A 23,027-nucleotide genomic window follows, 5' to 3' on the forward strand; every position below is an offset into this window, starting at 1 on the left:
CGCAGGGGGTGGCCGAATCAACTTGCACATGCAACCAATATGTTTTAAACCTAAAGCATATTTGGAGGTGCATGATGCGTGTTGCCTGTCTGGGCGGCGGTCCCGCCGGTCTTTATTTTGCCATTTCGATGAAATTGCGCGATCCCTCGCACCAGATTGACGTTTTCGAACGCAATCGCGCGGGCGACACATTCGGCTGGGGCGTGGTCTTTTCCGATCAGACGGTCGAGAACCTGACCGCCAATGATCCCGTCAGCGCGGCCATCATCGCGGATAATTTCGCCCATTGGGACGATATCACCGTGGCGATGGGCGATGCCGAGATCACCTCATCGGGCCATGGCTTTATCGGCATCGGGCGCAAACGCCTGCTGCAAATCCTGACGGCGCGGGCGCTGGAACTGGGCGTCCGGGTGCATTTCGAAAGCGAATTTTCCGCTGATCTCTCGGCCTATGGCGATTATGACCTGATCGTGGCGGCCGATGGCATCAACAGCGCGATCCGCACGCAGAACGAGGACAAATTCGGCGTCGATATTCAAACCCGCCGCAACAAGTTCTGCTGGCTGGGCACGACGCGCCTGTTCGACGCCTTTGCCTTCCTGTTCGAAAAGACCGAGCATGGCTGGGTCTGGGCCCATGCTTATAAGTTCGACGCCACCCATTCGACCTTCATCGTCGAATGCTCGCCCGAAACATGGGAAGGGCTGGGCCTCAACAAGATGGAGCAGGCCGAGAGCATCGCCTTTTGTGAAAAGCTGTTTGCCCGCCATCTCGACGGCCATGCGCTCATCACCAATGCGGGCCATTTGCGCGGCTCGGCGGCATGGATCAATTTCCGCCGCATCCTGTGCGAAAAATGGTCCTTCGACAATGTCGTGCTGCTGGGCGATGCGGCGCATACCGCGCATTTCTCGATCGGGTCCGGCACCAAACTGGCGCTGGAGGATGCGATCAAGCTGGCGCAGGTGCTCAGCCGCCCCGGCATGGCCGATCCGGCCAATCTGCGCGAGGCGCTAGCCGAATATGAGGCCGAACGCCATGTCGAGGTGCTCAAAATCCAGAACAGCGCGCGCAATTCGACCGACTGGTTCGAGACGCTCGACCGCTATCTCGATTTCGACCTGCCGCAATTCGCCTATTCGCTGATGACCCGTTCGCAGCGCGTAGCCCATGAAAACCTGCGCCTGCGCGACAAGGCATGGCTGGAAAGCCTCGAACGCTGGTTCTGGGCGGGGAACGAAGGACGCAACACCCCGGTCCAGCCGATGTTCACGCCCTTTGCTCTGCGCGATCTGACGCTGGCCAATCGCGTGGTGGTGCCCCCGATGCTGACCTATTGCGCCGAGCCGGACGGCCATGCAACCATGTTCCACGAGGTGCATTACGGCGCGCGTGCCTTGGGCGGGGCTGGCCTTGTCATCACCGAAATGCTGGCCGTCTCGCCCGAGGGCCGCGCCACCTCGGCCTGCCCCGGCCTGTGGGAGGACGGCCAGATCGACCGCTGGCGCGCGATCAACGCCTTTGCCCATCAGCACACCGCCACCAAGACCTGCGCCCAACTGGGCCATGCGGGCGCGCGGGCCTCGTGCCGTCCGGGCCATGAAGGCTATGACGTGCCGCTCGCCGATCCCTGGCCGATCCTCTCGGCCAGCGCGCAGCCATGGCGCGAGGGCGGCCTGACGCCCGACGCCCTGAGCGAGGCCGACATGGACCGCATCCTTGCCGACTTCACCGCCGCCGCGCGCCGCGCCGATGCCGCCGGTTTCGACATGATCGAGCTTCAGGCGGGCCATGGCTTCCTGCTCTCCAGCTTCATCACCCCGGTGATGAACCATCGCACGGACGCCTATGGCGGTTCGCTGGAAAACCGCCTGCGCTTCCCGCTGCGCGTGGCCGCCGCCATGCGCGCGGCTTGGCCCGCAGGCAAGCCGATGGCGGTGCGCATCTCGGCCAACGACTGGGTGGGCGCAGCGGGCGTGACCCCTGCCGAGGCTGTGGCCATTGCCGAAGCCTTCAAGGCCGTGGGCGTGGACATCATCGACGTATCGGCGGGGGAAACCGCGCCGCGCGCTCGCCCCACCTACGGCCGCATGTTCCAGACCCCCTTTGCCGACCAAATCCGCAACGAGGCCCATATGCCTACCATGGCCGTGGGCAACATCACCCAGCCCGATCAGGTCAATTCGATCCTGATGGCGGGCCGCGCCGATCTGGTGGCGGTGGGGCGGCCCCATCTGGTCGATCCGTCATGGACGCTGCGCGCGGCGGCGCAGGCGGGCGAGGAAGGGCAATTCGTCCCCGCCCCCTATGCCCTTGGCCAGACGCAGGCGCGGCAACTGGCCGGGCAGGCCCGCGATACCGCAGCCCGCGCGTAAAGGAGACGACGAATGCCTTTCAACCTGACCCTGCCGGTGCGTTTTGCCGATGTCGATCCGGCCGGGATCGTCTTTTACCCGCGCTATTTCGAAATGCTCAACGCGCTGGTCGAGGATTGGTTCGCCACTTTGGGTTTCCCCTTCAAGCTGATCCATATGGAAGGCAAGATGGGCGTGCCCACGGTCCGGCTGGAGGTGGATTTCATGGCGCCCAGCGAGTTGGGCGAGAGCCTCGACCTGTCGCTGGAAGTGACGAAGCTGGGCAAGAGCAGTTGCCAGTTGGCGATCACTTTTGCCTGCGAGGGACAGGTGCGGTTGAAGGCGCTGGTGGTGCTAGTGTGCATGGATCTGGACGCGCGGCGGGCCATGGCATGGCCCGAAAGCCTGCGCGAGGGCATGAACGCCTATCTCGCCTGAACGGGCTTGCCCCCCGGCTCCATGCCACCTAAACGCGAAATGACGGCTCGCCCCCACCGGGCGGGCCGTTTGCCATGATGAGGGTTTGATGGACGACGGAGCGGAAAGGCGGCTGGAGCTGCGGGTGTGGATCCGCCTGCTCGATTGCGCCAAGCTGGTGGAAAAACAGCTGCGCCGCAATTTTCAGGACCAGTTCGATACCACCCTGCCCCGGTTTGATGTGCTGGCGGCGCTGGACCGTGCGCCCGACGGGCTGACCATGGGCGAGATTTCGCGCGCGCTGCTGGTGTCCAACGGCAATGTGACCTCGATCGTGCGGCAATTGAGCGAACAGGGCCTGATCGATTCCCGCCCCGACCCCAATGACCGCCGCGCCGCGATTGTCAGCATGACCGGGCCGGGCCGTGCCTATTTCAAGACGCTGGCCGATGCGCACAGCCGCTGGGTGCATGAGGCGCTGTCCTGTTTTCCCGCCGACCATCAGGCGCATCTGCTCGCCCTGCTCGATCAGCTCAAGACCTCGATCCGCGCGCAATAAAAAAAGGGGGCCGTCTGCACGACCCCCCAGTCGGGAGAGGAAATCTTTGCCTCAGCCCGCGACGACCGGATGGCGCAGCGTGCCGATGCCTTCGACCGTGGCCACGATGATGTCGCCCGGCCAGACCCATTCCTGCGGGTCCATGCCCGCACCAACGCCGGCGGGCGTGCCGGTGGCGATGATGTCGCCCGGCTCCAGCGTGATGCCCTGCGAAATGTCAGCCACCAGTTCATCGACCTTGAAAAGCATATAGGCGGTATTGCTGCGCTGCTTTTCCACGCCATTGACGGTCAGCCACAGGTCAAGCGTCTGGGGATCGGGGATTTCATCGGCGGTGACAACGCAGGGGCCCATGGGCGCAAACGTGTCCTGACCTTTCGAGTAGATCCACTGGCCCGCACGGCGGCAATCGCGCGCGCTCATGTCGATGCAGACGGTATAGCCGAACACATAGTTCAGCGCCGTTTCGCGCGAGACGCCCTTGGCCCGCGTGCCGATGATCGCGGCCAGTTCGACCTCCCAGTCAAGCTGCTGGGTGATGGCGGCATTATGGACGATGGCGTCATCCGGGCCGATCACGGACGTCGGCGGCTTGGAGAAGATCACCGGCTGACGCGGCAATTCGGGCGAGGTGTCGAGCGACTTGGCGCTTTCGGCCACGTGTTCGGTGTAATTCAGGCCAATACCGAAGATGTTCTTGCGCGGGCGCGGGATGGGGGCCAGCAATTTGACATTGGCGGCGGGCTGGGCGGTGCCGATGGGAAAAACACCCTCGGCCTCGTTAATCAGCTTGCTGGTGATCGCCACGGCCTGCGGGCCAAGGTCGATGAATTCCAGCATGGTGGAGGGCAGCGGCACGCCGCATTCCTCGCCGAACAGTTCCAGATCGAGGACCAGATCCCCGACCAGAGCGCCAAGGCGCGCTTCGGCCTCGACGTGAGAACGATAGGTAACAAGACGCATGGGGGATTCCTCAGGCTAAGTGTCAGGAATTCAGGCGAGAACGGGCTGGTGGCCGTGGTTTTCGCCAAAGGCTTCTTCGCGATAGATGCCCAAAGAGCGCATCACCGGCAGATCGTTGAAGGTGAACAGGCAGGCGTCATCCGTGTCGGACAGATTGACATGTTCATGCCAGCACCAGCTTGGCACGACGAAAATGTCGCGCTCCTGCCAATCGAAGCGCTGGCCATTGATGATCGAATAGCCGCGCCCCTTGGCGCATTGATAGACGAAGCTGCCAGTGTGGCGGTGGGCCTTGGTGTGCTGGCCCGCGCGCAGCATCTGCATCGAGGCACCGATGGTCGGCATCACCGGCCCGCCCGTATGCGGGTTCACATATTCCATCAGCAGCCCGTCATAGGGCGAGCCTTCCGACACGGCGGCATAGCGCAGCAGCGCCTCATAGGTCGGCCCCCATTCATATTTGAGCAGCGGCGAATAGGGCCTGGCCCATTGCACCCCGGCGGGGCGCAGCGCCGAGCCCGCCCACATGCCCAGCGAGTCATTGACAGGGAAGGAAATCGCCTGCTGAAGCTCGGGGTGGACCTCGTAAAAATTGGCGTCCAGCGCGTTCATCAGCGGAATATCCAGCCCGTCCTGCCAAATGCAGACCGTGCCATCATCCGACACGCCATGCTCATGCCATGTGCCATTGGGGGTCAGCACAAAGTCATTGGCGCCCAGCGTCATCTTGTGCCCGTCGACATTGGTGAAGGCGCCGCTGCCCTCCATGATGAAGCGCAGCGCCGAGGCCGAATGACGGTGGCTGGACGCGCATTCGCCCGGCCCCATCACCTGAAGCCCGGAATAGAGCCAGCCCACGGCCGCCACCACATCGGCCCGCCCCGGATTTTCCAGATAGACCACGCGCCGTCCCGCCTGCTCGGGCGTCACCAGTTCGAGCGAGCGCAGCACGTCCTCGCGCAGGTCCTTGTACCGCCACAGATAGGGCACCGAAGTCGAGGCCGGTTCCCACGGCTCGATCTTGTTGGCCACCGTCCACAGCGCTCCTGTACCAAGCGATTGCAATCGCTGATAATAGGCGACAAGCTCGGGCGTATCGGCAACATTGGCGCGACCGATGATCTCTTCGCGGTACTGGTCATATGTGCTGGCCATGGGCAGGCTCCTGAAGGGCGTTGGGCTGCGTGATAGTATAGGTTTAAAATATCTTGGCGAAACTGTCAAATGCAAGTAAATTACCTTTCAGCCTCTCTCCGGCTTTCCCCTCTCACTCGTGCAAAAGCTGAGGAAAATCATGACGCAAGCCTTCACCGCCGCTGTCGTTCAGGCCGCATCCCTGCCCACCGACTCGATGGGCGCCGCCGCCAAGGCCGCAGGGCTGATTGCGCAGGCCAGCGCGAAAGGCGCGAAGATCATCGTGTTTCCCGAGGCATTTCTGGGCGGCTATCCCAAGGGCGCTTCCTTCGGCACGCCGGTGGGCATGCGCAAACCTCAGGGACGCGAGGATTTCCGCGCCTATCATGAGGCCGCCATCGACCTGAACGGCCCCGAAGTCGCCACGATTGCCGAAGCCACGGCCGCCACCGGCGCCTTTGTCGTGATGGGCGTGATCGAGCGCGATGGGGCCACGGTCTATTGCACCGCGCTGTTCTTCGATGGCGAAAAGGGCCTGATTGCCAAGCATCGCAAGCTGATGCCGACGGGGGCGGAACGCCTGATCTGGGGCTTTGGCGATGGTTCGACCATGCCGGTGATCGACACGCCGCTGGGGCGGATCGGGGCTGTGATCTGCTGGGAAAACTATATGCCGATGCTGCGCATGGCGATGTATGACCAAGGCGTCACGCTCTATTGCGCCCCCACCGCCGATGACCGCGACGGCTGGGCCAGCACGATGCGCCATATCGCGCTTGAGGGCCGCTGCTTCGTGCTTTCGGCGTGTCAGCATATCACGCGCGGGGCCTATCCCGCCGATTACGACTGCGCGCTGGGCGATGACCCGGAAATGGTGCTGATGCGCGGCGGGTCGATGATCGTCGATCCCCTGGGCAATGTGCTGGCCGGGCCGGATTATGCGGGCGAGACGGTCCTTTATGCGCAGATCGATCCGGCCGAAGTGATCCGAGGCAAATATGATTTCGACGTGGCCGGTCATTACGCCCGCCCGGATGTGTTTCAGTTGAAGGTCGATGTAGCCCCCAAGCGCCCCGTCGCGCGCATCGGAGACGAAGGCTGATGGAGTTCGACTTCTCGCAAGTGGCCGGGCCTGACCGCTACAAGCTGATGGCCGCCTCGATCACCCCGCGCCCCATCGCGTGGATCACATCGCAATCGGCACAGGGCGCGCGCAATGCCGCGCCCTACAGCTTCTTCGCGATGATGAGCGCCGAGCCGCCGCTCCTCGCCATCGGGCTGATGCGCCGCCCGGACGGCACCTATAAGGACAGCGCGGCCAATATATTGGAAACGGGCGAATTTGTCGTCAACCTTGTGGCCGAGCATGATGCGGAGGCCATGAACCTGACCTGCATCGACGCGCCGCCGGGTGTGGATGAAATCGCGCTGGCGGGCATCGAAACCGCGCCCTCCACCGCCATCGCCCCGCCCCGCATCGCCACCGCGCCCGTCAGCATGGAATGCCGCCTGTATAACAGTATGGACGCAGGCCAATCGACCATCGTGCTGGGCGAAGTGTTGCGCTTTCACATTCAGGACCGGTTTGTCGATGCGCAGAAATTGCATGTCGATACGCTGGCGATGAATCTCATCGCGCGTATGCATGGCGCAGGCTGGTACACGCGCAGCACCGACCTGCTGCAAATGACCCGCCCCAGTTGGGCGGATCGCTGAAACGCGAAAGGCGGCGGCATGAACCCATGCCGCCGCCCGATCAACCCGCCATCAACCCTTGATAAAGGCCAGAATATCGCGGTTCAGCACATCGGCATGGGTGGTCAACATACCGTGGGGATAGCCGGGATAGATCTTGAGCGTGTTGTTGCGGATCAGCTTGGCCTGCAAATGGGCCGAGGCGGCCACCGGCACGATCTGGTCATCATCGCCATGCTGGATCAGCACCGGCACGCTGATCGCCTTCAGATCCTCGGTCTGGTCGGTTTCGGAAAAGGCCTTGATGCTGTCATACTGGGCCTTGGCGCCGCCCATCATGCCCTGGCGCCACCAGTTCTGGCGGATCGCCTCATTCACGCTCTGGCCCGGGCGGTTGAAGCCGTAAAAGGGCACCGGCACATTCCAGAAGAAATCCGCCCGGTTGTCCACCAGCGCCTTGCGGAAGCCGTCGAACACCGACATCGGCAAGCCACCCGGATAGGCCGCGGTCTTGAGCATGATCGGCGGCACCGCGCCCACCAGCACCGCCTTGGCCACGCGCCCTTCGCCATAGCGCGCCACATAGGCCGCCACCACGCCGCCGCCGGTCGAATGGCCGATATGCACCGCATCATGCAGGTCCAGATGGCGCACCAGAACGGCGGTGTCGCGGGCATAGGTGTCCATGTCATTGCCGTCCATCGTCTGGCTGGAGCGGCCATGGCCGCGCCGGTCAAAAGCGATCACGCGAAAGCCCTGTTCGAGGAAGAACATCATCTGCGCATCCCAATCGTCCGCCGTCAGCGGCCAGCCGTGGTGGAAGACGATGGGCTGTCCGGTGCCCCAATCCTTGTAATAGAGCCGCGCGCCATCGGGCGTGGTCACATAGCCATCGCCAACGCGCGCGCTGTTGGCCGCCTTGGTCGGGACAGCGGCCAGCGTGGGGGTCTGGCTGACCAGCGCGGCGGTGCCGGCCACGGCGCCGACGGTGGTGAGCAGATGACGGCGGGAAAGATCCTGAGCAGCTTGGGTCATGATACACCTCGGGGGAAGGAAGATGGAAAGGGAATGACGGGGAAAGTGACAGGCATGCCTCGCCCTCGCTTGGCGATCCGCATGCGATTTTGGATAATTCGGAGATATTCAGGCCGTGTTTCCGGCCAGTGGGGCGGGGCCGAAACCCCGCCCTGATCCGGCATCAGGCCGCGTCGACCAGAACGATCTCGCTGTCCTCAATGGCCGTGACGCGCAGCACTTCGACATCGCTGATCGCCACGCCGTCGCGGGCCTTGATCGTCTGGTCCTCAATCCGCACCGCGCCAATGGCGGGCACCAGATAGGCCTTGCGGTCAGCCCCCAGCGGATATTCCGCAGTTTCACCGGCCTTCAAAGTGGCGCCCACCACGCGGGCATTGGTGCGGATGGGCAGCGCGTCGGCATCATCGGCATAGCCGCTGGCCAGCGTCACGAAATGGCCCGAACGTTCGCCCTTGGGGAAAGGCTTGGCGCCCCATTGCGGCGCTTCGCCCTGATGGGTCGGGATGATCCAGATCTGGAAGATCCTGGTCGTGATATCCTCAAGGTTATATTCCGAATGGCGGATGCCGGTGCCCGCGCTCATCACCTGGACGTCGCCCGCCTCGGTGCGGCCCTTGTTGCCCAGATTGTCCTGATGGGTGATCGCGCCTTCGCGGACATAGGTGATGATTTCCATATCGCGGTGCGGATGGGGAGGAAAACCGGTGCCCGGCGCAATCGTGTCATCGTTCCACACGCGCAGGTTGCCCCAGTGGACGCGGGCCGGATCGTGATATTCGGCAAAGGAAAAGTGGTGATGCGCGTCCAGCCAGCCATGGTTGGCCGCGCCAAGGGTTTCAAAGGGACGATGTTCGATCATGGGTTATCTCCTGTGGGGCGTATCGGGGGAGCGCCCTTGCTGAAAACCGATTTAGCCCTTGCGGCCTGTTCTGATCAGAGGGATAAAATGATCGATAACGTTCGAGAAAATGGAAAAGCGAGATTCGCGCATGAACAATCCGGGCACGCCGACCTTTGACCAGTTGCGCATTTTCCTCACCATCGTGGACACCGGCAGCTTTGCCGCCGCCGCGCGCAAGCTCAACCGCGCGGTCTCGGTCATATCCTATGGCATCGCCAATCTGGAGGCGCAGCTTGGCCTGACCCTGTTCGACCGCGAGGGCACGCGCAAACCGACACTGACCGTGGCAGGCCGCGCGCTGCTCTCCGAGGCACGCGGGGTGGCGCAGGGCATCGACGCCCTGCGCGCCAAGGTCAAAGGGCTGCTCGACGGGCTGGAGGCCGAGGTCGATCTGGCGGTGGACGTGATGCTGCCCGCGGACCGGCTGGGGCGCATCCTGCGGGCCTTTCGCGCGCAATTTCCCACCGTGCAATTGCGCCTGCATGTCGAGGCGCTGGGCGCAATCACGGCGCTGGTGCTGGACGGCAAGGCGGTGATCGGCCTGTCGGGCCCGCTCTTCGCCGGGGTCGAGGGGCTGGAAAGCGTCAATGCCGGATCGGTGCCCATGGTGCCGGTGGCCGCGCCCGATCATCCGCTGGCGCAGATGGACCCGATCCTCCCCGGCGCTGGGCGTGATTATATCCAGCTCGTGCTGACCGACCGTTCGCGCTTTACCGAGGGGCAGGATTTCTCGGTGCTGTCGCCGCGCACATGGCGTCTGGCCGATCTTGGCGCCAAACATGCGCTGCTGCGCGAAGGGATCGGGTGGGGCAACATGCCCCTGCCGATGATCGAGGACGATCTGACCACCGGCACGCTCAGCCGCCTTGTGATGCCCGATCATCCGGGCGGCACCTATCGCTTTGCCGGGATCTGGCGGCGCGACACGCCCCCCGGTCCGGCGGCGGCCTGGCTGATCGAACAATTTGTAAATACGGCGGAAAACGGAGCGGACGATTTGCCCGATATCTGACGCAAGCCCCTTTTGGGGGGAATTTCCTCCCCCGGATCGGGCTTGGCGCGCGGGCGTCCTGTGCCATGTTGGGCATCGACAGCAAGCACAGGATCCGGCGAAAATGACCCCGACATTGGCCCGCACACCGCCTCTTGCCGAAATCGCCCGCATCCCCGAACTGATCGAGGGCGCGCGGCGGTTTCTGGACGAAGACGTGCATATGGCCCGCCATTATCTGGAGCGGATTTCGGCGCTTTTCGCGCCTTCCCCTTCCGGCCCGATCTATCTGGCCGAAAGGCCCGCCCCGCCCCCTGCCCCGGTCAAGGGCGGGCTGGCGGCATGGCAGATGCAAAAGGTGCTGGCCTATGTCGAAAGCCATCTGGACAAGACGCTTTCGACCGAGGAACTGGCCGGAGTGACGCGGCTGTCCACCGGCCATTTCTGCCGCGCGTTCAAGGCCAGCATGGGCGAAACGCCCCATGGCTTCATCATGCGCCAGCGCATCCGCCGCGCCCAGATCCTGATGGTGCAAAGCCGCGAAACGCTTTCGCAGATCGCCATTGCCTGCGGTCTGACCGATCAGGCCCATCTGACCCGCCTGTTCCGCCGCACCACCGGCACCACGCCGATGCAATGGCGCCGCCACTGGCAGGGCGAGATCTGAAACAAGGCCGGAGATCCTCGATGCCCCCGATACCGCCGCGCCCGCTGGGCCAATACCGGCATGTGCGCTTTGTCGCCGCCCAGATCGCGATTGAGGCCCCGGTCGATCTGCTGATCGTGGGGATGCAGGAAAAGGATGGCGGGCGCAGCGGGGCCGAACAGGTCGACCGCGCGCTGCACGGCACGCTGGGGCGGCTGCGCGCGGGCGGGATCTTTACCGGCATGGCGGGCGAGGAACTGACGCTCTGGGCGCCGCCCGCGCCGATCGGGGCGCGCTCGCTGATGCTGATCGGGCTGGGCGCTGGTCTGGCGGGCGATCCGTTGCGGATCGGCCGGCTGACCCGCCAGGCGATGCGCAGCACGCTTTGCACCCATGCGCGCAAGGTGGCCTGTCTGCTCGGCTGGAACGGGCTGGATATTGCCGAGGAGGGGATCGAGGAGATTGCGGCGGCGATGATGCGCGGCGCGCTTCTGGCGCTGGACGGGCTGGAAACCCCGCCCCGCCCCATCGAATGGATTTTCGACATTCGCAACGGTCAGGCCCAGCGCACCGCCGCCGCGCTGGAAAATGCCCTGGCAACATGGCATTCCCCGGAATGAGGCGCAGCGCGCCATTGTTGTAAGCAGGATCACCAGGGTTAACGGCCAGACCATGCCATTCCATGCTCCAGACGGGCTTTACGCCCCGCGCGCCGCGCGCCCGCCGATCTCGGTGATGCTGGTGGATGATCACCTGCTGCTGCGCGAAGGCGTGCGCGCGGTGATCGGCACCCAGCCCGACCTCACCATCGCGGGCGAGGCCGAGGATGGCGCGCAGGCCATCGCGCTCTATGAGCGGCTGCGGCCCGATGTGGTGCTGATGGACCTGCAGATGCCCGACATGTCTGGGGTGGAGGCCATCGAGGCGATTCGCCGCGGCGATCCGGGCGCGCGCATCATCGTGCTGACCACCTTTTCCGGCGATGGGCGCGCGATCAAGGCCCTGCGCGCGGGCGCCATGGGCTATCTGCTCAAGGCCAGCCTGCGCAAGGAACTGCTCGATGCGATTCGTTCGGTGTTCAACGGCGGCAAGCATCTGGACGCGCAGGTGGCCACCGCCATTGCGCTGCATGTGCTTGACGATGATCTGACCGAGCGCGAACTGGCGGTGCTGACACTGGCGGCGGCGGGCAATTCGAACAAGCAGATCGCCGCGCGCATCGGCCTGTCGGAGGAGACCGTCAAAGGCCATATGAAACAGGCCTTTGCCAAGCTGGGCGCGGCCGACCGCACCCATGCGGTGACCATTGCGGCCAAGCGAGGCCTGATCGAAATCTGAGGCCGCGCGGCGTCATCCAGCGCCCAATCACGTCAAGCCTGTGCAAGACGCAAACCAGCTGCTGCCCCTAGTTTGCGCCGCGTTCGACCTTGCATGCCTTTGTGGCGGCAGGGCCGTTCATTCGAAAAAATCGAACAAACCGTAAGATCTTATCTCACTTACCTGAATTCATCGACCGGCATAACTTGCCCTCACAGCAACGATGCTGGCCCAACAAAGGATCCCCCGATGACCATCACCGCCACCCCGACCCCCGGCAAGAGCCTGATTTCGCCCAAGGATCACACGCTGGTCCTGATCGATTTCCAATCGCAGATGGCCTTTGCCACCAAGTCCATCGCCACCGAAGTGCTGCGCAGCAATGCCGCGCTGGTCGCCAATGCCGCCGCCTCGTTTGGCGTCTCCACCATCCTGACCACGGTGGCCGAAAAGAGCTTTTCCGGCCCGATGTTCAACGAAATCACCGATGCCTTTCCGGGTCAGCCGCTGCTCGACCGCACCAGCATGAACACCTGGGAAGACGCCGCCGTGATTGAGGAAGTGAACCGCATCGGCAAAGAGCGCATCATCTTTGCAGGCTTGTGGACCAGCGTCTGCATCGTCGGCCCGGTGGCATCGGCCATCGATCAGGGTTTTGACGTCTATTTCATCGCCGACGCCTGCGGCGACATTTCGACCGAGGCCCATGAACGCGCCGTCCAGCGCATGATCCAGCTTGGCGCCAAGCCGATGACCTCGCTGCAATATATGCTTGAGCTTCAGCGCGACTGGGCGCGGGCCGAAACCTATGACAGCACCACCGGCATCGCCCGCCAGTGGGGCGGCGCCTATGGCCTGGGCATCACCTATGCCAAGACGATGTTCGGCGCGTCCGAAGGCGGACACTAAGCCGACCGGGACCGGCCTGCGGCGCACTCCGCCCAATCCCCCCGAGACGCAGGTCGGTCCCGACTTTTCCCCCTTGGTTCAGGAGCTCCCCCGATGAAACTCTATCTCCTCTCGCTGGGCGCCGGATTGCTGGTAGGCGTGATCTACAGCCTGCTGGGTGTGCGTTCGCCCGCGCCGCCGATCATCGCGCTGGTGGGCCTGCTGGGCATTCTGGCCGGTGAACAACTGGTGCCGATTGCCCGCCGCGCGATTCAGGGACAGGATGTCGCCTGCTATATCCGCGGCAATTGCGCCGATCATGTGCTGGGCCAATTGCCCGGAAACCCTGACAAAAACTAATCCTGACAAAAACTGATCCCTTTCCCCCAACCGGAGCCTTCCCCCATGGCCGACCTGATCATCACCAACGCCAAGGTTTCCACCCTTGACCGCGAAAACCCCGAGGCCGAAGCCATCGCCATCCGCGACGGCAAATTCCTGGCCGTGGGCAGCGGAAAGGATGTGCGCGCCGCCGTCCTGCCCGATGCGCAGGTGATCGATGCGGGCCGCCGCCGCGTGATCCCCGGCCTGATCGACAGCCATATGCACATCATCCGGGGCGGGCTGAATTTCAACATGGAGCTGCGCTGGGACGGCGTGCCCTCGCTCTCGGAAGCGATGGCGATGCTCAAAGCTCAGGTTGACCGCACCCCCGCCCCGCAATGGGTGCGCGTGGTGGGCGGTTTCACCGAGCACCAGTTTGCCGAAAAGCGCCTGCCCACGCTGGCCGAGCTCAATGCCGTGGCGCCCGATACGCCGGTGTTCATCCTGCACCTTTATGACCGCGCGCTGCTCAATGCCGCCGCGCTGCGGGTGGTGGGCTATACCAAGGACACGCCCAACCCTCCGGGCGGCGAGATTGTCCGCGACAGCATGGGCAACCCCACCGGGCTCTTGCTGGCCCAGCCCAATGCGACGATCCTCTATTCGACGCTGGCCAAGGGGCCGAAGCTGCCGCAGGAGTACCAGCTCAACTCCACCCGCCATTTCATGCGTGATGTCAATGCCTTGGGCGTAACGGGCGTGATCGACGCGGGCGGCGGGTCGCAGAATTATCCCGACGATTACGAAATCATCGAAAAGCTGCATCAGGACGACCAACTGACCGTCCGCATCAGCTATAACCTCTTCACGCAAAAGCCCAAGGAAGAACTGGCCGATTTCTCCGGCTGGGTGAAACAGGTGACGCCGGGTCAGGGCGATGACACCTATCGCCACAATGGGGCGGGCGAAATGCTGGTCTATTCCGCCGCCGATTTTGAAGATTTCCGCGCGCCCCGCCCCGACATGCCCCCCAGCATGGAAGGCGACCTTGAACCCGTCATCCGCCTGCTGGCCGAACACCGCTGGCCCTGGCGCCTGCACGCCACCTATGACCAGACGATCAGCCGCGCGCTCGATGTCTATGAAAAGGTGAACCGCGATATTCCGCTGGCCGGCATCAACTGGTTCTTTGACCATGCCGAAACCATCAGCGACCGCAACATCGACCGCATCGCGGCGCTGGGCGGGGGCATCGCGGTCCAGCACCGCATGGCGTTTCAGGGCGAATATTTCGTCGAGCAATATGGCGCAAAAGCCGCCGAACGCACGCCCCCGATCAACAAGATGATCGCGGCCGGCATCCCGGTGGGCGCCGGCACCGACGCCACCCGCGTCGCCAGCTATAATCCGTGGGTCTCGCTGTCATGGCTGGTCACGGGGCGCACGTTGGGCGGATTGCGGCTCTATCCTTCGGCCAACCGCGTTTCGCGCGACAAGGCTCTGGCCATGTGGACCCATGAAAACACGTGGTTTTCCAATGAAGTGGGCAAGAAGGGCCAGATCAAGGCGGGCCAACTCGCCGATCTTGCCATCCTGTCCGACGATTATTTCACCGTGCCCGAACATGAAATCGTCCATATCCGCTCTGTCCTGACCCTGCTGGGCGGCAAGGTGGTGCATGGCGAGGGTAAATATGAGCCGCTGGCCCCCGCCCTGCCCCGCGCGATGCCCGACTGGTCGCCGGTCGCCACCTTTGGCGGATACCACAAGACCCGCGAGGCCCGCGCGAAACTGGCATCGGCCTGCGCCTGTCATTCCTCCTGCGCGGTCCATGGCCATGACCATGCCGCCGCCCTTGACGCCAGCGTTCCGGCCGGTGATCCCCAAAGCTTCTGGGGTGCGCTGGGCTGCGGCTGCTGGGCTGTCTGATCCTCTTCCCCCCTTTTTTCAATGGAGTCCCCCGCCATGAAATCTCTCGCTTTTACCATCGCTCTCGTTCTGGCCGCCCCCGCCGCCGCAAAACCTGGCACCACCCCGGACGTCGGCGTCGCCCCGCAATATGACACCACCCATGTCTATGTGCCCGAAGGCGATTTCGATCGCTTCGTCGCCAGTTTCTCGGCCACTTTCGGCGGCACCACCAGCAAGCAGGGCACCTTTCAGGTCACCCCCACACCCAGCCTCACCAAATCGCAACTGGTGCTGACCCCTGCGGGCACGGTGTCGGTGTTCGGGTTCAAGACGCCGGTCCCCTATCCCTTCGGCGATGAGCGCACCGGCTATCTGGTGACCGATATGGACAAGGCCGTGGTGGCCGCGCGGCGTCATGGCGCGATCCGCCGCCTCAATGATTTTCCCGATCCCATCGGCCGCGATGTCGTCGTCCAATGGCCGGGCGGGGTGAACATGCAGCTCTATTGGCACACCGCCACGCCGCATTACGCGCCGCTCGCCACGGTCCCGGAAAACCGCATCTATCTGACCGCCGATGCGGCGGACGCTTTCCTCAAAAGCTGGGGCGGCTATGCCCATGCCAGCATCACCGCCGATGACCGCAAGGCCCCGGGCGCCGAAGTGGGCCAGACCGGCAAGACCATCCGCCGCGTTTCCCTAACCAGCCATTACGGCAAGATGGTGGTGTTTGTCTCTGATGGTCAGTTGCCCTGGCCCTATGGCCGCGACATGACCGGCTATCAGGTGCCGGATCTCGCCGCCACGCTGGACAAGGCCAAGGCCAATGGCGCGGAGCTTCTCGTCGCCCCCTACACCGTCGGCACCCGCCAGAGCGCGATTGTCCGCTTCCCCGGCGGCTATATCGCCGAAGTGCATCAGGGCGCCTGAGCCATGGATACGCGCCCAGACTTCACCCACCGCGACCCAGCCATGATCGACGCCATCCTGGAATGGCCGATGACATGGACCATCGCCCGCCTCGCGCTGGTGGGGCCTTATCTGCTGGGTGGGATCGTCAAATTGAGCGACCTTCCCGCCACCGCCGCCGAACAGGCGCATTTCGGGCTGAACCCACCCGCGCTCTGGGCCGCGATCACGATTGCGGTTGAACTGATCGGGCCGCTGCTGGTGCTTTCGGGGCGGCTGGTGTGGCTGGGGGCGGGGATGCTGGGCGTTTTCACGCTGCTGGCGGCCTGCGTGGCCAATGCCTTCTGGGCGATGCCCGCCGGGCAGGACCGCTTTATGGCCACCAATGCCTTTTTCGAACATATCGGCCTGATCGGCGGCTTCGTGCTGGTCGCGCTGGTTTCGGAACGGGCACAGCGTCGTGACGGAACGGGCCGTGCGTAAACTTGCCTGCCTCGCGCTGCCTTGCGCCTTGCTGGGCGCCTGCCCCGCCTCGGCCCAACAGGCGCGTGAGGCATGGCAGGCCCCCACCCTGTCCATCACCCGCTATGACGAGGACTGGTCCGATCTGGCCGATGCCGAAAAGCGCGCCCATCATTGGACCGGACCTTTCAAATACGTTCCGATCACCGAAGACGTCTGGCTCTCGACCGGCGCCGAACTGCGCCTGCGCAGCGAAAGCCTGAGCGGCAACCAATGGGGCAGCGCGCCCGACCAGACCTATCTGTGGGCGCGCGCCCTGCCCTATGCCGACCTGCATGCGGGCAAGTTTCGCGCCTTCGTGCAACCCATGGCCACATTCGCCACCGGCGTCGAACCCGCGGCCAGCCCTACCGACCAAAGCCGCCTCGATCTGCTTCAGGCCTTTGCCGAGGCCGATCTTGGCCCCGTCACCCTGCGGGGCGGGCGACAGATGGTCTCGCTGGGCACGGAGCGGTTGATCGGCACGCGCTATGGCCCCAACACGCCGCTGGCCTTTGACGGGGCGCGGGCGGTGGTGCGCATCGGCGCGGCCTCGGTCAGCCTGCTGGCGCTGCATCCGGTGCAGGCGGGCCTGCGTGATTTCGACGACCATACCTCGGCCACCAAGGGCCTGTGGGGCGCCTATGCGGTGCTGCCGGGCTGGGATATCTATTATCTGGCCTATCGCAACCGCACCGCCCGTTTCGGCGGGATCACGGGCCATGAACTGCGCCATTCCATCGGTTTGCGCAGCCATGGCACGCGCGGCCAACTGCACTGGAATGTCGAGGGCGTCGCGCAATTCGGCCGCTTCGAGGGTCAGAGCGGCGGAGCCCAGACCATCGGCGCATGGACGCTGGGCACCGAAGTCGGCCTTGCCCTGCCCCATGCGATGGATGCCACCATGCGCGTCAACATCATCAGCGGCGACGGCAAGGCCGGAGACGGTCATCTGGGCACGTTCAACGCCCTGTTTCCCAAGGGCAAATATTTCGGCGAACTGTCCCCCGTCGGCCCGGCCAACATCGTCAACCTCAACCCGCGTTTCAGCGCGCAAATCGCCCCCAAGGTATCGGCCAGTCTGGCCGCCATGGCCTTCTGGCGCTATTCGCGCGGCGATGGCGTCTATGACATTCCGGGCAATCTGATCCGCAGCGCCGGTGCGGGCCACTCCCGCTTCATCGGCGGCGGCGGCGAGGCTGTCGTGGCTTGGCAGGCGACCGCCGAACTGGAATTGTCCTCCTCTTTCTCGGTGTTTGCACCCGGCGCCTTCCTGCGCGAAACGGGATCGACGCGCACCACCACCATGCTGGGCCTTCAGGCCAATTTCCGCTTCTAAGGAACCCCCGCCATGATGCGATCCTCTTCCTCTCCGCTGCCCGGCCTGCTCCTGATGCTTTCGGCCACGACGGGCCTTGTCGATGCCGTCTCGGTGCTGGGGCTGGGCAAGGTGTTTACGGCCAATATGACCGGCAATATCGTCTTTCTGGGCTTTGCCGCCGTGGGCACGCCCGGTTTTGCCATCAAGCCCTATCTGGTGGCGCTGCTGACCTTTCTGATCGGCGCGCTGGTGGCCGGTCGGATCGGCCAGTCTCTGGGCAGGCGCCCGCTGCGCCAATGGCTGCTGGCCGCCGCCGGGATCGAGGGCGCGCTGCTGGCGCTGGCGGCGATCTGCGCGCTGGCATCGGCCCCCTGGATCGACGCGATCATTGCGCTCACGGCGCTGGCCATGGGCTTTCGCAATGCCACGATCCGGATGCTCAAAGTGCCCGATCTGACCACCACCGTGCTCACCCTGACGCTGACCGGAATTGCCGCCGATTCCCCGCTGGCGGGCGGCACCGGCCCCAATCTGCCCCGCCGCATCGCCGCTGTGGCCAGCATCTTTGCGGGCGCTGCGGCCGGCGCGCTGATGGTCACGCACTTGGGGCTTGCCTTGCCTCTCGCGCTGGCTGCGGGCATGGTGGTGCTGGGCACGATGCTGTGCGTGGCCCATCCCGCCGCCGCCCTTGTTCACAATCCCTGACAATCCCCCATCCCCGAAAGGCGAAATCATGCCCGCCTCCACTTCTGCCCCCACTCCCGCTGACGTCCGCCACAATCCCGCGCAGAACCGCTTTGAATTGCCTATCGATGGCGATGTGCTGGCCATCTGTGTCTATCGCCGCGACGAAGAAGGGCGCTATGTCCTGCTCCACACCGAGGTTCCCGATGAATATGCCGGACAGGGTCTGGCCTCGACGCTGGCCAAGGGCCTGTTCGCCATGGCTCGCGCGCAGGGTTTCTCGCTGGTCCTGCGCTGCCCCTATATGGCGGCATGGTATGCGCGCCACCCTGACTATGCCGATGTCGTCGCGGGCTAAACGCGGGTGAAGGCATGGGTGCTGTTTCTGGCCGCGCTGGCGGCCCCGTCGGTTCCGGCGCGCTCTATCCCGGCGCAGGCTGAGGCCCGGATTGACCCGGCCCCGCCCGGCTATGCCCTGCGCGCATGGGGGCCGGAAAGCGGCGCCCCCACCGATATACGCACCATCGCGCAAACGCCCGACGGCTTCCTGTGGCTGGGCACGGGCAACGGTCTCTATCGCTTTGACGGGCTGAGCTTTGAAAGGATTGAGCCGGTCGCCTATGAGCGCCGCCGGTCCGCCACGATCCTGACCATGGCGGTGGCGTCCGATGGCGCGCTGTGGATGGGGCGCGATTATGGCGGCGTGTCGGTCTGGCGCAACGGGCGGCTGGAGGATCTGCCGCGCGACCAGCAGGTCAAAGGCGCGGTGCAGGCCATCACCGCCGGGTCGCAGGGCGATGTCTGGATCGCCACGATCGGTGGGCTGGGGCCGCAACTGCATCTCTTCCGTCATGGCCGCTGGTCGCTGATCTCGCCCGAAACCGGGCTGCAGGACGAGAGCATCGACCATCTGATGGTGGCGCGCGACGGCACGCTATGGATCGCGCAGGGCGCATCGGTCTCGCGCATCGCGCCGGGCGGATCGCGGCCCGCCTTGGTGCTGCGCCACCCGGCCTATCCCGCCACGCTGGCGCAGGATGACGAAGGCGCGGTCTGGATGACCAGCGCCAAGGGGATGGAGCGGCTGACCGGAGGGCCGATGACCCGCCCCCTGCCCTCGACCGTTCCGGCGCCCGGATTGTTTCAGCATGGCGGCCTGATCTTTGCCGATGGCGCGGCTTGGCTCTCGGCCTATCGCGACGGGCTGATGCTTGCACCCCGGTCAGGCCCGGCGCGGCGGATGTCCATGGCCGTGACGGTGCTTTTCCGCGATGCCGAGGGTTCGCTGTGGGGCGGCGGGGCGGATGGGCTGCTGCGCCTGCGCCGGTCGGATGTGATCCGCGTGGCGCTGGCGGGCGCGCCCACCACCGGCTTTGCCCAGGGCGGCCCGCAGGGCGCGCCGCTCTATCTGGGCACGGACACGGGCGTGGTGGGGATCGAAGCGGGCGCGCCGCGCCTGATCCATCGGGGCGGCGACATGACGGCCATCTGCGCCGGACAGCAGGGCCAGTTGCTCGCTATGGCGCAGACCAAGGGTTTTGTCCGGCAGGGCGGGCGCTGGCGCTATCTGCCCCCGCCGCCCGACGCCGCGCCGACGGGCAGTTGCGCCATCACCAGCGACGGGCGGATCCTCAACATCATGGGCAATGTCAACATCGCCCAACTGGACGGGCAGCGCTGGAAAGGATGGCAACCGGCGCAGAACTGGCAATTCGGCGTTTCGGACGGGCAAAAGGGCCTGTTCACCCTGCGCCCGACCACCAGCCTGACCCACCTGACCCCCAAAGGGCAGAGCGAGATCTGGAATCGCGACCAGATCGCCACCGGATTCATGCGGATGCTGCGCCCCTTCGGCCCTGAACTCTATATCGGGGGCGAACAAGGGCTGGCGCGGATGCGGGGCGGGCGGATCGTTACGCTCGATGCGCATCATCATCCCTGGCTGGCGGGGATTACCGGGCTCGCGATGGGGCGTGGGCGGGTCTGGATCATTAGCGGCGCGGGCATTGCCGATGTCGAGCGCGGGCGCTGGGACGCAGCCTTTGCCCATCCCGAACAGCCCATCCCCCACCGCCTGCATGGCGATCACGAAGGCATCCATGCAAGACGCGATGTCTATTGGGCCGCCAATGATGCCGAAATCGATGCAGAGGGGCGGCCATGGTTCGTGACCAATCGCGGGCTGGTGCGGATCGAGCCCGAGGGCGGCGCGGCCCCCGCCCCCGCCCCGCCGGTGGTGATCCGCTCGCTGGAGGCCGATGGCCGGGTCTATCGCGGCGCTGATCCGGCTCTGCCCGCAGGCACCAGGCGCATTCAGGTCGATGCGGTGGCGCTCAGCCTGATCGATCCGGCGCGCAATCTCTATCGCTATCGGCTGAGCGGGGTGGACCGCGACTGGGTGCAGACCGACGCGCGGTCCATTACCTACACCGGACTGGCGCCGGGCCGTTATGCGCTCGACGTGATGGCCGCCAATGCCGATGGGCTGTGGAGCAGGCAGGCGGCGCGGGTGACTTTTACCATCGCCCCCTATTTCTGGCAGACATGGTGGTTTGCCGCGCTGGCCGGGCTGGCCCTGGGGGTGGCGGTCTGGGCGGGGCTGCGCTGGCGCATCCGCGCCGCCACACAGGCGGTCCGGCAAAGAATCGAGGACCGTCTGGCCGTGCACGAACAGATCGCCCGCGAATTGCATGACACTTTGCTGCAGGGTTTTCAGGGCCTGATGCTGCGTTTCCAATCGACGCTCGAACGCCTGCCCCACGATCATCCGGCGCGGCTTGAACTGGAGGATACGCTGGAGCGGGCCGATGATGTGCTGATCGAAGGGCGCGACAAGGTGCGCGAATTGCGCGCAGCGGGCGAGCCGGTTGATCTGGCGGCGCTGCTGCGCGCGCTGGCGACGGCGCGGCTGGAGGATGGGCCGGTCTGGGACTTGCGGATCACGGGTAAGCCGCGAAGGGTCTGCGCGCCGGTAGCCGACGAGATCGAGGCCATTGCGGGCGAGGCCCTGTTCAACGCGCGCCGCCATGCGCAGGCGGGCCGGATCGTCATCGCCGTCAGTTTTGCCCGCGACAGCCTGCATCTGAGCGTGAGCGACGATGGCGTGGGGCTGGACCGCGCGGTGATGGCGCAAGGGCAAAGGCCGGGCCATTTCGGCCTGATCCACATGCGCGAACGCGCCGCCGCGCTGGGGGCGAAATTCGACATGGGCGATGCGCATCCGCATGGCACGGTCATGTCGCTGACCATCCCGGCGCGCATCGCCTTTCGCGAGGTCCGATGGGGCTTCTAGCGCAGGCTAGTCCATAAACAGCAGCGCGGGATGTTCGAGCAGGCGCCGGATATGCTGGATGAACCGCGCCGCGTCATGGCCATCGACGATGCGGTGGTCGAACGAGCTCGACAGGTTCATCACCTTGCGCAGCGCCACGAAAGGCCCCTGCACCACAGGGCGTTCGATGATCCTGTTCGGGCCGATGATCGCCACTTCGGGATGGTTGATGATCGGCGTGGTGGCGATGCCGCCCAGCGGCCCGAGAGAGGTGATCGTGATCGTCGAGCCGCTCAGTTCCTCGCGCCGAATCGTGCCCTCGCGCGCCGCCTCGCTCAGCCGCGCCAGTTCCCTGGCGCAGGCGTGGATATCGAGCGTTTCGGCATGGCGGATGACCGGCACCATCAGACCGCCGGGCGTCTGGACCGCGACGCCCACATGCACCCCGGCATATTGCCGCAGCACCCCCTTTTCATCGTCATAATGCGCGTTGATCCGGGGGAAATCAGGCAAGGCGCGGACCAGCGCGCGGATGAAGAAGGGCAGCAGGGTCAGCCTGCCTCGCCCCTCCTTGTTGATTTCGCCGCGCAGCGCCTCCAGCTCGGTCAGGTCGCATTCCTCGACATAGGTGATCTGGGGAATGCGCTGATGGGCCTGCTCCATCCTCTCGGCGATCTTGCGGCGCAGGCCGGTGATGGGGATGTCGGTTGCCCCCTCACGCGGGGCGGGGCGCGGCTGCTCGGCCCTGTGGGCATGGGCCTCCAGATCCTCAAGCGTGATACGCCCGCCCGGCCCGGTCCCCACGACCGATTCCAGCACAATGCCCAATTCACGCGCACGATGACGCGTGGCAGGAGCGGCCAGAGGGGCGTTGATGTCAGGCTCGGAGGTCGGCGGGGGTGTCGGTTCGGCCTCGGGCGCCGGTTCAGACGCCACCTCCGCCGCCGCTTCGGCCTCGCCCGCCACCTCGATCTCGACCAGAACGGCGCCCACCGGCCGCATCTCGCCCGCCGCGCCATGGATGGCCAGAACCTTGCCCTCGACCGGCGAGGTCATATCCACCGTCGCCTTGTCGGTCATCACATCGACCAGACATTGGTCCTCAGCCACATGATCGCCCGGTTTGACATGCCAGACCGCGATTTCGGCCTCGGCAATGCCCTCGCCAATATCGGGCAGGCGGAATTGATAAAGGCTCAT

At 65.0% G+C, this 23,027-nt stretch carries 23 protein-coding genes; 18 read left to right on the forward strand and 5 right to left on the reverse strand.

Features of this window, described 5'->3' with window-relative positions; all coding sequences use genetic code 11:
- Positions 1 to 71 precede the first annotated feature (71 nt).
- From FHW92_RS21480 to FHW92_RS21490, 3 genes are all read left to right on the forward strand, one after another.
- The gene (locus FHW92_RS21480; RefSeq protein WP_246870345.1) at positions 72 to 2,378 is read left to right on the forward strand and encodes a bifunctional salicylyl-CoA 5-hydroxylase/oxidoreductase; all 2,307 of its coding nucleotides are present in this window, start codon (positions 72 to 74) and stop codon (positions 2,376 to 2,378) included.
- A gap of 12 nt (positions 2,379 to 2,390) precedes the next feature.
- Positions 2,391 to 2,795 carry a thioesterase family protein gene (locus FHW92_RS21485; protein ID WP_168605338.1) on the forward strand — a complete coding sequence of 135 codons (405 nt, stop codon included), beginning with the start codon at positions 2,391 to 2,393 and terminating at the stop codon, positions 2,793 to 2,795.
- Between the two features lie 88 nt (positions 2,796 to 2,883).
- Entirely contained in the window at positions 2,884 to 3,333 is a 450-nt protein-coding gene (locus tag FHW92_RS21490; RefSeq protein ID WP_168605339.1) for a MarR family transcriptional regulator, read from the forward strand.
- A 51-nt stretch (positions 3,334 to 3,384) separates the two neighbouring features.
- Here the strand turns inward: FHW92_RS21490 and FHW92_RS21495 are convergent, their stop codons facing one another.
- Positions 3,385 to 4,296, reverse strand: coding sequence for a fumarylacetoacetate hydrolase family protein (locus FHW92_RS21495; protein WP_168605340.1), 912 nt, complete (start codon positions 4,294 to 4,296; stop codon positions 3,385 to 3,387).
- Between the two features lie 30 nt (positions 4,297 to 4,326).
- Positions 4,327 to 5,451: a cupin domain-containing protein gene (locus tag FHW92_RS21500; protein WP_168605341.1), complete on the reverse strand. Its 1,125-nt coding sequence runs from the start codon at positions 5,449 to 5,451 to the stop codon at positions 4,327 to 4,329.
- Between the two features lie 139 nt (positions 5,452 to 5,590).
- Between FHW92_RS21500 and FHW92_RS21505 the strand changes: the two genes are divergently transcribed.
- Positions 5,591 to 6,532 (forward strand): carbon-nitrogen hydrolase family protein, encoded by a 942-nt coding sequence (locus FHW92_RS21505; protein WP_168605342.1) that lies wholly within the window; start codon positions 5,591 to 5,593, stop codon positions 6,530 to 6,532.
- A complete protein-coding gene (locus FHW92_RS21510) occupies positions 6,532 to 7,146 on the forward strand; it encodes a flavin reductase family protein (RefSeq protein ID WP_168605343.1) in 615 nt (204 codons plus the stop codon). The genes FHW92_RS21505 and FHW92_RS21510 overlap by 1 nt, the downstream gene beginning before the upstream one ends.
- Positions 7,147 to 7,197: 51 nt before the next feature.
- On the opposite strand, the gene FHW92_RS21515 is transcribed toward FHW92_RS21510, so the two are convergent.
- Positions 7,198 to 8,160, reverse strand: coding sequence for an alpha/beta hydrolase (locus FHW92_RS21515; protein WP_168605344.1), 963 nt, complete (start codon positions 8,158 to 8,160; stop codon positions 7,198 to 7,200).
- A 163-nt stretch (positions 8,161 to 8,323) separates the two neighbouring features.
- Positions 8,324 to 9,022, reverse strand: a complete 699-nt coding sequence (locus FHW92_RS21520; protein WP_168605345.1) for a pirin family protein — start codon at positions 9,020 to 9,022, stop codon at positions 8,324 to 8,326.
- 130 nt (positions 9,023 to 9,152) lie between these two features.
- Between FHW92_RS21520 and FHW92_RS21525 the strand changes: the two genes are divergently transcribed.
- From FHW92_RS21525 to FHW92_RS21585, 13 genes are all read left to right on the forward strand, one after another.
- Entirely contained in the window at positions 9,153 to 10,076 is a 924-nt protein-coding gene (locus tag FHW92_RS21525; protein ID WP_168605346.1) for a LysR family transcriptional regulator, read from the forward strand.
- Positions 10,077 to 10,179: 103 nt separating this feature from the next.
- Entirely contained in the window at positions 10,180 to 10,722 is a 543-nt protein-coding gene (locus FHW92_RS21530) for an AraC family transcriptional regulator (protein WP_168605347.1), read from the forward strand.
- 20 nt (positions 10,723 to 10,742) lie between these two features.
- Positions 10,743 to 11,321, forward strand: a complete 579-nt coding sequence (locus tag FHW92_RS21535) for a M17 family peptidase N-terminal domain-containing protein (protein ID WP_168605348.1) — start codon at positions 10,743 to 10,745, stop codon at positions 11,319 to 11,321.
- A gap of 52 nt (positions 11,322 to 11,373) precedes the next feature.
- Positions 11,374 to 12,039, forward strand: coding sequence for a response regulator transcription factor (locus FHW92_RS21540; protein ID WP_168605349.1), 666 nt, complete (start codon positions 11,374 to 11,376; stop codon positions 12,037 to 12,039).
- Positions 12,040 to 12,267: 228 nt separating this feature from the next.
- Complete coding sequence (locus FHW92_RS21545) at positions 12,268 to 12,927, forward strand: hydrolase (RefSeq protein WP_168605350.1); 660 nt, start codon at positions 12,268 to 12,270, stop codon at positions 12,925 to 12,927.
- 93 nt (positions 12,928 to 13,020) lie between these two features.
- Positions 13,021 to 13,266, forward strand: coding sequence for a XapX domain-containing protein (locus FHW92_RS21550; RefSeq protein ID WP_168605351.1), 246 nt, complete (start codon positions 13,021 to 13,023; stop codon positions 13,264 to 13,266).
- A gap of 45 nt (positions 13,267 to 13,311) precedes the next feature.
- Entirely contained in the window at positions 13,312 to 15,159 is a 1,848-nt protein-coding gene (locus tag FHW92_RS21555) for an amidohydrolase (protein WP_168605352.1), read from the forward strand.
- Between the two features lie 36 nt (positions 15,160 to 15,195).
- A complete protein-coding gene (locus FHW92_RS21560) occupies positions 15,196 to 16,071 on the forward strand; it encodes a glyoxalase (RefSeq protein WP_168605353.1) in 876 nt (291 codons plus the stop codon).
- A gap of 42 nt (positions 16,072 to 16,113) precedes the next feature.
- Entirely contained in the window at positions 16,114 to 16,533 is a 420-nt protein-coding gene (locus FHW92_RS21565; protein WP_246870346.1) for a DoxX family protein, read from the forward strand.
- Positions 16,526 to 17,890, forward strand: coding sequence for an alginate export family protein (locus FHW92_RS21570; RefSeq protein ID WP_168605355.1), 1,365 nt, complete (start codon positions 16,526 to 16,528; stop codon positions 17,888 to 17,890). Before FHW92_RS21565 ends, FHW92_RS21570 begins: the two co-directional genes overlap by 8 nt.
- A 15-nt stretch (positions 17,891 to 17,905) precedes the next feature.
- On the forward strand, positions 17,906 to 18,577 hold the full coding sequence (locus FHW92_RS21575; protein ID WP_168605438.1) for a YoaK family protein: 672 nt from the start codon (positions 17,906 to 17,908) through the stop codon (positions 18,575 to 18,577).
- 28 nt (positions 18,578 to 18,605) lie between these two features.
- The gene (locus tag FHW92_RS21580) at positions 18,606 to 18,914 is read left to right on the forward strand and encodes a GNAT family N-acetyltransferase (protein ID WP_168605356.1); all 309 of its coding nucleotides are present in this window, start codon (positions 18,606 to 18,608) and stop codon (positions 18,912 to 18,914) included.
- A gap of 6 nt (positions 18,915 to 18,920) precedes the next feature.
- A complete protein-coding gene (locus FHW92_RS21585) occupies positions 18,921 to 21,848 on the forward strand; it encodes a triple tyrosine motif-containing protein (protein WP_168605357.1) in 2,928 nt (975 codons plus the stop codon).
- 6 nt (positions 21,849 to 21,854) lie between these two features.
- On the opposite strand, the gene FHW92_RS21590 is transcribed toward FHW92_RS21585, so the two are convergent.
- On the reverse strand, positions 21,855 to 23,027 hold the full coding sequence (locus FHW92_RS21590; RefSeq protein WP_168605358.1) for a dihydrolipoamide acetyltransferase family protein: 1,173 nt from the start codon (positions 23,025 to 23,027) through the stop codon (positions 21,855 to 21,857).

This window comes from Novosphingobium sp. SG707, assembly GCF_012275515.1.
Taxonomy (GTDB): domain Bacteria; phylum Pseudomonadota; class Alphaproteobacteria; order Sphingomonadales; family Sphingomonadaceae; genus Novosphingobium.